The organism is Streptomyces sp. NPDC055239 (assembly GCF_053606205.1).
Map to the genome: position 1 here is coordinate 287,132 of NZ_JBSGRD010000014.1, position 8,868 is coordinate 295,999.

At 70.5% G+C, this 8,868-nt stretch carries 6 protein-coding genes; 3 read left to right on the forward strand and 3 right to left on the reverse strand.

The window, feature by feature from the left end; genetic code table 11:
- Window positions 1-23 precede the first annotated feature (23 nt).
- Window positions 24-1,928 (reverse strand): sigma-70 family RNA polymerase sigma factor, encoded by a 1,905-nt coding sequence (locus ACWFRJ_RS36140; RefSeq protein WP_453540872.1) that lies wholly within the window; start codon window positions 1,926-1,928, stop codon window positions 24-26.
- A 239-nt stretch (window positions 1,929-2,167) separates the two neighbouring features.
- Window positions 2,168-2,938, reverse strand: coding sequence for a TetR/AcrR family transcriptional regulator (locus ACWFRJ_RS36145; RefSeq protein ID WP_453540875.1), 771 nt, complete (start codon window positions 2,936-2,938; stop codon window positions 2,168-2,170).
- Between the two features lie 374 nt (window positions 2,939-3,312).
- Here ACWFRJ_RS36145 and ACWFRJ_RS36150 point away from each other — a divergent pair, with 374 nt between their 5' ends.
- Both ACWFRJ_RS36150 and ACWFRJ_RS36155 read left to right on the forward strand, forming a co-directional pair.
- Entirely contained in the window at window positions 3,313-4,671 is a 1,359-nt protein-coding gene (locus tag ACWFRJ_RS36150; protein WP_453540878.1) for an NAD(P)/FAD-dependent oxidoreductase, read from the forward strand.
- Window positions 4,672-4,813: 142 nt separating this feature from the next.
- The gene (locus ACWFRJ_RS36155) at window positions 4,814-6,490 is read left to right on the forward strand and encodes an ATP-binding SpoIIE family protein phosphatase (RefSeq protein WP_453540881.1); all 1,677 of its coding nucleotides are present in this window, start codon (window positions 4,814-4,816) and stop codon (window positions 6,488-6,490) included.
- A 4-nt stretch (window positions 6,491-6,494) separates the two neighbouring features.
- Here ACWFRJ_RS36155 and ACWFRJ_RS36160 read toward each other — a convergent pair whose 3' ends face one another.
- Window positions 6,495-7,781, reverse strand: a complete 1,287-nt coding sequence (locus ACWFRJ_RS36160; RefSeq protein WP_453540922.1) for an MDR family MFS transporter — start codon at window positions 7,779-7,781, stop codon at window positions 6,495-6,497.
- 115 nt (window positions 7,782-7,896) lie between these two features.
- On the opposite strand from ACWFRJ_RS36160, the gene ACWFRJ_RS36165 reads away from it, so the two are divergent.
- Window positions 7,897-8,445, forward strand: a complete 549-nt coding sequence (locus ACWFRJ_RS36165; RefSeq protein WP_453540884.1) for a MarR family winged helix-turn-helix transcriptional regulator — start codon at window positions 7,897-7,899, stop codon at window positions 8,443-8,445.
- Window positions 8,446-8,868 lie beyond the last annotated feature (423 nt).

The following is an 8,868-nucleotide window of genomic DNA, read 5'->3' on the forward strand; positions in this document are numbered from 1 at the left end:
GCCGAGCTGAACCGGACCGCGGCCTAATCGCAGCGGAAGCGCGACTGTGCCCAGTCCGCGAGCGCGGCCGTGTCGAACGGCGAGTGCGGCTCGACGACCAGGCGGATCGTCTCGCGCCCGCTCAGGTTCACCTGCACGGGAAGCGCCGGGTCCCCGCCCTTGATCAGCGGTGACTGCCACAGCCGCACGCCGTCCCCGAAGATCGAGAAGCGCACCTTGCCGAGGCCCAGCGTCATGTCGTCGACACCGACGACCGCGTCGTACGTCGAGCACGCGCGGTTCAGGTCGATGGTGACGGAGGACTGGCCATGGACGGTCACGCCGTGGCCGTACTGCGTGTCCGCGATGGACAGGCCGGAGCGCTGCCAGACCCAGCTGCTCTCGCCGAGCCGCATCTCAGGCTTGGTGCCGTCACCGACGACGCCGTACTGCAGCTCGCTCCACTGGTAGACCGTCGGCGCGGGCGGCGGCGGAGGCGGCGGCTTGGGCTTCGGCTTGGGCGGTGTGGGCGTCGGCGTCGGCTTGGGGGCCGGAGGCTCGGGCTTCGGCGTAGGAGTGGGCGTCGGGGTGGGCTTCGGCTTCGGGGCCTGCTTCGGGGGAGGCTCCGGCTTCTTCTCGGCGACCGGCTGCTCGGGCTTCGGCTTCGGCTTCGGTTCCGGGGGCGGCGGCTTGCTCGGCGCGACGGGCTCCACGGCAGGGGGCTTCCCGGCGCTCGGCAGGTCCTTGGGCTTCTCCCCGCCCGCGGTGAGCGCGAGCGCCACAGCGGCGGCCGCCGCGACGACCACACCCGCGGCGATACCGGCCTTGGCGGGCGCACCGAGCCCCTCGGCGGCGGCACCGCCACCGGCCGCACCACCGGACGAGCCGCCGCTCGCCGCCGCCGCACCCGCGGCACCCGCTCCGGCGGCGCTCGCGGCGCCACCGCCGACGAGCGCGGCCACCTTCGCGTACCCGGCGGCACCGAACCAGCCGATGACCGCGATCGGCACGACCCCGGGGATACCGCTGGCGACTTCCTTGATCTGGCCCGCGGCCAGGCGGCACTTGACGCACTCCTCCAAGTGCTTGCGCAGGCCGCGCTCGGCCCGGGTGCGCAGGCTGCCGCGTGCGTAGGCGCCGAGGCGGTCGGCGTAGCGCGCGCACTCCTCGTTCTCGGCGAGGGTGGTGCTCACGTGGGCCTGGAGATACGCCTCCTTCAGCCCCTCGCGCGCCCGCTTGGCGAGCACCCGGGTTCCGTTGGCGTCGAGCCCGAAGAGCGTGGCGACGTCGCTGGGGGACTCGTCCTCGACCTCCGTGTGCCACAGCACGGCCTGCCAGCGCTCCGGGAGACTGCGGAACGCCTGCATGGCCATGGACTGCTCGGCCTCGTGCATCGCGAGCACGTCGGCGCCGAGGTCCAGAGTGTCGTCGTCGGAGACTTCGGAGCTGCGGGATGCCTGCGCGGCGAACACCGCGAAGTCCTCGACGAGCTGCTCCCGCTTCGCCGACTTCGTCCACCCGGCGGCGACCCGGCGCACCGTGGTGAGCAGATACGCGCGCACCGCGTGCTCGGGCCCGCTGCCGCCCCGGACCGCCTGCAGCATCCGCGCGAAGACCTCGGCCGTGAGGTCGTCGGCGGTGTGCGCGTCCCGGCAGCAGGTGCGGGCGTACCGGCGAACCGCTTCTGCGTGCCTTCGGTACAGCTCTTCGTACGCGGTGTCGTCGCCCGCCCGCATCCGGGCGATCAAGTCACTGTCGGGCGGCGGGCCGTCGCTCCGGACGACTTCGCGCTGCGGCGGGACGCTGGGATCCGCGCCGACGGGTCCGCCCGCGGCTCCGGGCCCGCCGTCGGCTCCGGGACCGCCCTGGCTCGGCACCTGCCGAGGAGGCTGCCCTCCGGCCTCCCCGCCCAAGGCGGAGGACGACTCGTCCCGCCCGTCACCACTCATCGCGGAAAGCCCCCGCTTGCACACTCAGACCCGGCCATCCGGGAAAGAGTGCCACACGGGCCTGCCGAGGCCGACGGCGATGACGGTCAACCACCCTTCCGAGGTGACTTCCCGTATTCGAGCACTACCGTTCACTCATTCGGGGAAGGCTCAACCGCCACGTCTCGACCAGCAGTTGAGCCGTCCCCGGATCGCGCTTGTGCAGCTTTTGTGCCGCTTTGTGCCGTTCCTGGGTCGCGTCAGGTCGAGGGGCGCGAGCGAAGACCCTCGAGCAGGATGTCGAGCAGCCGCGACGAGGCCGCCGCCTGCTGCGCCGCGTCCGGCAGCGAGGGAGCCGCCGTCGCTATCACCAGGAGCACGTCCGCCACGGTCACGTCCGGGCGCAGCTCGCCCGCCGCACGCGCCCGCTCCACGAGCCGCCCGACGACGTCCAGGAGCGCGACCGCCCCCGGGTCGACCGGCGGCTCCTGGGCCGGAGCCGGGCGCTGCTCGACGAGCCGCAGCTCGGGTGCGGCCACAGCCGCCTGCCGCTGCTGCGGCACGCGCGCCTCGTCGTCCCGTACGCCCGCGACCTCGTCAGCGACGCCCACCCGAAGCACCTGCGGCGGCAGGAGCCGCCCCGCGCCCGACGCGACGGACGTCCGCAGGAAGCGCGAGAGCGCCGACCACGGTTCGTCCTCCTGACCGAGCGCCGAACGCGCCTGGTCGGTCAGCCGGGAGGTCTCCTCCTCGGCTATGCGCCGCACCAGTACGTCCTTGCTGGGGAACCGGCGGTAGACCGTGCCGACGCCGACCCGTGCGCGCCGGGCCACGTCCTCCATCGGTGCGCCGTAACCCAGCTCGCCGAAGACCTCGCGCGCCGCGCGAAGCACGTGCTCGAGATTGCGCTGTGCGTCCACACGCAGCGGCGTCGAACGCGGTCCGTCCCCCATGTCGCGTCCGTTCCCGCTGGTGGCGATGGCTGATGCCGACGCCGTGCTGGAAGTCCAGTGAGATTCTTGAATATGCATACGTGTTCCCCCGGTAATGACGTCTCCCCCCGGAGACTCTCCCCGCCATTGACAACCGGAGTGTGAGGATCGAACTCGAATCCCGGATCCCGTAGCTGGACCCGACGAGCGCATCCCCCGACACCCCGACGACACACGAACATAGTTGAGGCAGAGTCAATTCAGAAGAGGTGGGTTCCGGACGGTGCGCCCCCCGATCGGAGTACGCACCGTTTCCTCACTGAATGATCCCCTGTGCTTCCCCCCTCTTCCACCCGCTGACCTGCGCACCTTTCACCATCCGGGCCAAGGTCCGCACGGCGTGCCGCATGCCGCGGCCGGTCACACAAATTGTCGAGGCTGTGGACAAACTCCTGAGGTGGGTGCGTCATGGGGTGGTGAAGGAACCTGTGCGCATTCTCGTTGTGGGCGGCGGCTACGTCGGCATGTACACCGCGCTGCGCCTCCAGCGGAAGCTGAAACCGGAGCTGAAGCGGGGCGAAGCGGAGATCGTGGTGGTGACGCCCGATCCGTATATGACCTATCAGCCATTCCTGCCCGAAGCCGCTGCCGGCTCCATCTCGCCGCGCCATGTGGTGGTACCGCTCCGCCGCGTCCTGGACAGATGCCGGATCGTCATCGGCGAGGTCACGTCGATCGAGCACGCCGAGCGCACGGCGTCCTTCACCACGCTCGCCACCGCCGACGAGGGCTCGGGCGCCGTCGACATCACGTACGACGAACTGGTCCTGGCCCCCGGCTCCGTCTCGCGCACCCTGCCGGTCCCCGGCCTCGCCGAGCACGGGGTCGGCTTCAAGACAGTCGAAGAGGCCATCGGCCTGCGCAACCACGTCATCGAGCAGATGGACATCGCCTCGTCGACGCGCGACCCGGCGATCCGCGACGCGGCCCTCACCTTCGTCTTCGTGGGCGGCGGATACGCGGGCGTCGAGGCGCTCGGCGAGCTCGAGGACATGGCCCGCTACGCCTCGCGGTACTACCACAACGTCAAGGCCGAGGACATGAAGTGGATCCTCGTCGAGGCCAGCGGGCGGATCCTGCCCGAGGTCGGCGAGGAGATGGGCAAGTACACCGTCCGTGAGCTGCGGCGCCGCAACATCGACGTACGTCTGGAGACCCGTCTGGACTCGTGCGAGGACCGGGTCGCCGTCCTGAGCGACGGCGCGCGCTTCCCCACGCGCACCGTCGTGTGGACCGCGGGCGTCAAACCGCACCCGGTGCTCGCCGCCACCGACCTGCCGCTGAACGCACGCGGCCGCCTCGACTGCACGGCCAAGCTATCGGTTGACGGCGTCACGCACGCGTGGGGCGCGGGAGACGCCGCGTCCGTCCCCGACGTCACGGCGGACGAGCCCGGCAAGGAGTGCGCCCCCAACGCCCAGCACGCGGTACGCCAGGCCAGGACCCTCGGCGACAACATCGCCGCATCCCTGCGCGAACAGCCCCTCAAGGAGTACACACACAAATACGTTGGCTCAGTCGCGTCCCTGGGACTGCATAAAGGCGTCGCACATGTCTACGGACGGAAGTTGAAGGGCTACCCTGCCTGGTTCATGCACCGCGTCTACCACCTGAGCCGTGTGCCCACCGTCAACCGCAAGTCCCGGGTGCTCGCCGAATGGACCCTGTCGGGCCTGTTCAAACGCGAGATCGTCTCCCTGGGCTCGCTCGAGCACCCGCGTGCGGAGTTCGAACTCGCTGCCGGGGGCAGAAGCCCGAAGGAGTCCTCCTGAACGGAGGCAGGAACTCAACTCCGGACACCGGCGTCTGACGGATGTCAGTCCGGTCGGCCAGACTGTTCGTGTGACCATGGGCGGGCCAGGACCGCCGGAAATCCCCGCCCGATCCAGAAGCGACATCACGAGGCCTACCGCAGTGAACTTCACGCGCTGGAGCGCCCGGCTCCCCGGAACGCAGCGCCGCGCCGCGGCGCGCACCGACCTGGGGATCTCCCCGCCGCAGCGAGCCGAAAGCTCCGTCCCTGCGGCCCGCGCCGAAGGGGGCAAGGAGGGCACGATCCTCACCCCCGCCGCCGGCGTCGACGAACTGCCCACCCGCGAGGTGCTCGACCGCATCCCGGCCCTCGTCGCCCTGGTGCACGGCCCCGAGCACCGCATCGCGTACGTGAACGACGCGTACGCCACCGCCTTCGGCGAGCGCCCCGTGGGCGAACCCGCCCGCGACGCGCTGCCCGAGCTCGACGAACTGGGCCTGCTGCCCCTCATGGACCAGGTCCTGCGCAGCTCCAAGCCGCGCACGGTCAAGTCCCGCAAGGCGCCGAGCGGCCGTTCGTACACGTTCACCTGCACCCCCGTGACGCTCCCCGCGAGCGGAACCCTGGCGGGGCTCAAGGACGACGGCATCCTCGTCTTCGCCGCCGACGTCACCGACCACGCGGAGGCCGCCGAGCGGCTGCGGGCCAGCGAGCGCACCCAGCGCGAGACGGCCGTCACCCTGCAACGCTCGCTCCTTCCGCAGGAGTTGGAGCAGCCGGACGACCTGCGCATCGCCGCCACGTACCAACCGGGCGGCACGGAAGCCGCGGTCGGCGGCGACTGGTACGACGTGATCACCCTCGGCGGTGGCCGCACCGCCCTGGTCATCGGCGACGTCATGGGCCGCGGCGTCCGCGCGGCGGCCGTCATGGGCCAGCTCCGCACGGCAGTGCGCGCCTACGCCCGCCTGGACCTGCCCCCGCACGAGGTCCTGCAGCTCCTGGACGGCCTCGCCACCGAGATCGACGCCATGCAGATCGCCACCATGGTCTACGCCGTGCACGACCCGAACGAAGGCAATCTCGTCTACGCCTCCGCCGGGCACCTGCCGATCCTCGTACGGGACGAGGGCGGCGTGATCCACCGCGCGGAGGAGCCCACGGGCCCGCCGCTCGGCACCGGCGGCTGGCAGCACACCTCGGGCTCGGTCCCGCTGGGCCCCGGCTCGACCGCGGTCCTCTACACGGACGGCCTGGTCGAGCGGCGCAGCGAGGACATCGACGAAGGCGTCGCCTCCCTGGAGCGCGCCCTCGCGGGCGCCACCGGCACACCCCAGGTGGTCTGCGACCGGCTGATCCGCGCCCTGGGGGTGACGGCCGACCACGACGACGACGTGGCGGTACTGGTCATCCAGCACCCGGCGCGCACCGGCCTGGACGCCGAACTGTTCCGGAACGCGGCCCTGGAGCTGCTCGGCGGCGTGGAAGCGGCGCCACGCGCGCGTGCCTTCGCGACCGGCGTCCTCGCCAGCTGGCGCTTCCCGCCGGAACTGCACGACCTGGGAGTCCTCGCGGCCAGCGAACTGGTCGCCAACTCCCTCCAGCACGGCACCCCGCCGATGCGTCTGCGGCTGCGCCGCACGGACCGCCGGCTGATCATCGAGGTCACGGACGGCGACGACCACCTGCCGCGCCGCCGCCGCGCCGAGCCCGGGGACGAGGCGGGCCGTGGCATCGCCATCATCGCCACGATCGCCTCGAACTGGGGCTCACGGCGCACGCCGGGGGGCGGCAAGGCGGTCTGGTGCGAATTCGCACTCCCGCGCGCGGGCGCGTAGTCCCTCAGGAGCCGGTGGGCACAGGCTCCACGGAGTCCGGGGTGCCCTGAGCGACCACCCGGCTCTTGGCCACGTACGGCTGGTTCTGCAGCGGAGTGAGCTGCTTGCCAAGCCGTACCGCGAGCACCGTGATGCCCAGCGAGAACAGCAGGAACGTCACGATGTACGGCCCGTGCAGCGCGGCCCCCATCGGGCCGCCGACCGCAGGACCGACCGCGAGCGCCAACTGCTTCACCAGGGCGAACGCCGAGTTGTACTGACCGACCATCCCGGCCGGAGCCAGATCGGCGACCAGCGGCGCGACGGTCGGCGACAACATCGACTCACCGAGCCCGAAGAGCGCGTACGTCGAGATGAACGCGGCGGTCGCCATGGCCTGGCTGCCGTGCCCGAGCCCGGCGTAACCGGCCGCGAGCCACGCGACGGCCCAGATGAGACCGACGGCCGCGATCACCCGGGACCGCTTGCGCCGCTCGACGAACTTCAGGACGGCGAACTGCGCGACGACGATCACGGCCGTGTTGGCGGCGAGCGCGATACCGAGCGTCGACGGCGAGATCCCGGCCGCCTCCACGCCGTACGCGGAGAGCCCCGACTCGAACTGGCCGTAGCAGGCGAAGAACAGCACGAAGCCGAGCACGCACAGCTGCACCATCGCCTTGTGGCGCAGGAGCGCCCGCAGACCGCTCTGCGGGGCGGACCCGTCCGTGGGCACGGCGTCCTGGATGGACGGCGCGTGCGGAAGCCGCACGGTGACGACGATCGCGGCGAGCACCAGGAACATCACGGCCTCGATGGAGAACAGCGTGATGAAGCTGCCCGGGTCGTGCTCGTCGACGATCTGGCCGCCGATGAGCCCGCCGATGCCGAGGCCCAGGTTCTGCAGGAAGAACTGCATGGCGAAGGCACGCGTGCGCGTGGTGGGCGTCGAGCACCAGACGATCATCGTGGCGAGCGCGGGCTGCATCACCGCGGTACCGGCGCCGAGAAGAGCAGCCGAGACGATCGCGGTCGGCTCACTGTTCGCGAAGCCCAGGGCGAGGGCACCCACCGAGGCGGTCAGCGCCGCTCCCATAAGGACGGGGAGCGGGCCGCGCCGGTCGATGACGCGCCCGGTGACGGGCAGCACGATCAGCGCGGCCATGGCAAAGGCGGCGAGCACGATGCCCGCCGTGCCGGCCCCCAGATCCCGTACCTGCGCCACGTAGACGTAGAGGAACGGAACCGTGAACCCCACGCCGAACGCGCTCAGCGCGCTGCCCACCTGAATACGACGCATCGCTGCGCCCATCGCCCTGGTCACTTTCACCTGCCTTAGGAGTGAAGACTTCGAAGCTAAAGTTAGAAGCTAAACAATACACACAGAAGGACTTCAACGCCAAGCGAGGCCGTGCCATACTGCGGCCATGGGTGACACTCCCGGCCCCAGTGAGCCGACTCTCGAAGAGCAGATCGCCGCCTACCAGCGGGAGTTTCAGGACCTCGACCCCCAGGTCGAGGAGATCGTCTCGGCCCTCGGCCGCCTCAACCGGCGGATGAGCGTCGCCTACGGACGACAGACCGCGACCCTCGGCATCAGCAACGCCGAGTGGGAGGTCCTCAAGGCCCTCGTCCTCAACGGCGCCCCGTACCAAATGGGCCCCGGCGAGCTCGCCAAAGGCCTCGGCCTCACACCGGCGGCCATGACCCACCGCATCGACCGCATGGTGACGGAGGGCCTGGTGACGCGGGACCGCGACGAGACCAACCGCGTACGCGTGATCGTCGAGCTCACCGCGGAGGGCCGCGAGAAGTGGCTGGAGGCGATGCGCCTGGCCACGGTCTTCGAGGAGGACCTCCTCCAGGACCTGTCCCAGGAGGAGCGCGGCGCCCTCGGGGAAGTACTGACTCGTCTTCTGCGCAGGGTGGAGCACGCCCAGCCGGACGCGGGCGGACGCCTCACCGACCTGGACTGAGGGCTCGACCTCGGGCGTTTGACAGCCACCCACCCGATCCGTAGAGTTCTTCGGGTTGCCACGGGGCCGTAACGGTTCTGCGACAGCCACTCCCGCCGCTGAAACGCGGCAAAACAAACTCTGCACGACATCCCACTGGGAACGACTTCGGCATGCCCGATTTCAATTCCACGGCTCGATTATGAGTCACCGGGAAAACCCGCTAGAGTTTGAGACGTCGGAACGGCCCAACAGCCGGGAAGACAAGCCCCGCTGACTGGGAATCAGGCCCGAAAGGATCTGGTAGAGTCGGACTCGCCGGAAAGGGAAACGCGAAAGCCGAAAGGCAGGAGCGGAAACCTGAAAGGCACCGAGGAAAATCGGACACGAAAGAGTCTGATAGAGTCGGAAACGCAAGAACGAAACACAGCAAGACAAAAAAGA

Coding starts and splice junctions, on each gene's coding strand:
- ACWFRJ_RS36140 (WP_453540872.1), bottom strand. CDS start 1,928: ATGAGTGGTGACGGGCGGGACGAGTCGTCCTCCGCCTTGGGCGGGGAG.
- ACWFRJ_RS36160 (WP_453540922.1), bottom strand. CDS start 7,781: ATGGGCGCAGCGATGCGTCGTATTCAGGTGGGCAGCGCGCTGAGCGCG.
- ACWFRJ_RS36145 (WP_453540875.1), bottom strand. CDS start 2,938: ATGCATATTCAAGAATCTCACTGGACTTCCAGCACGGCGTCGGCATCA.
- ACWFRJ_RS36165 (WP_453540884.1), top strand. CDS start 7,897: ATGGGTGACACTCCCGGCCCCAGTGAGCCGACTCTCGAAGAGCAGATC.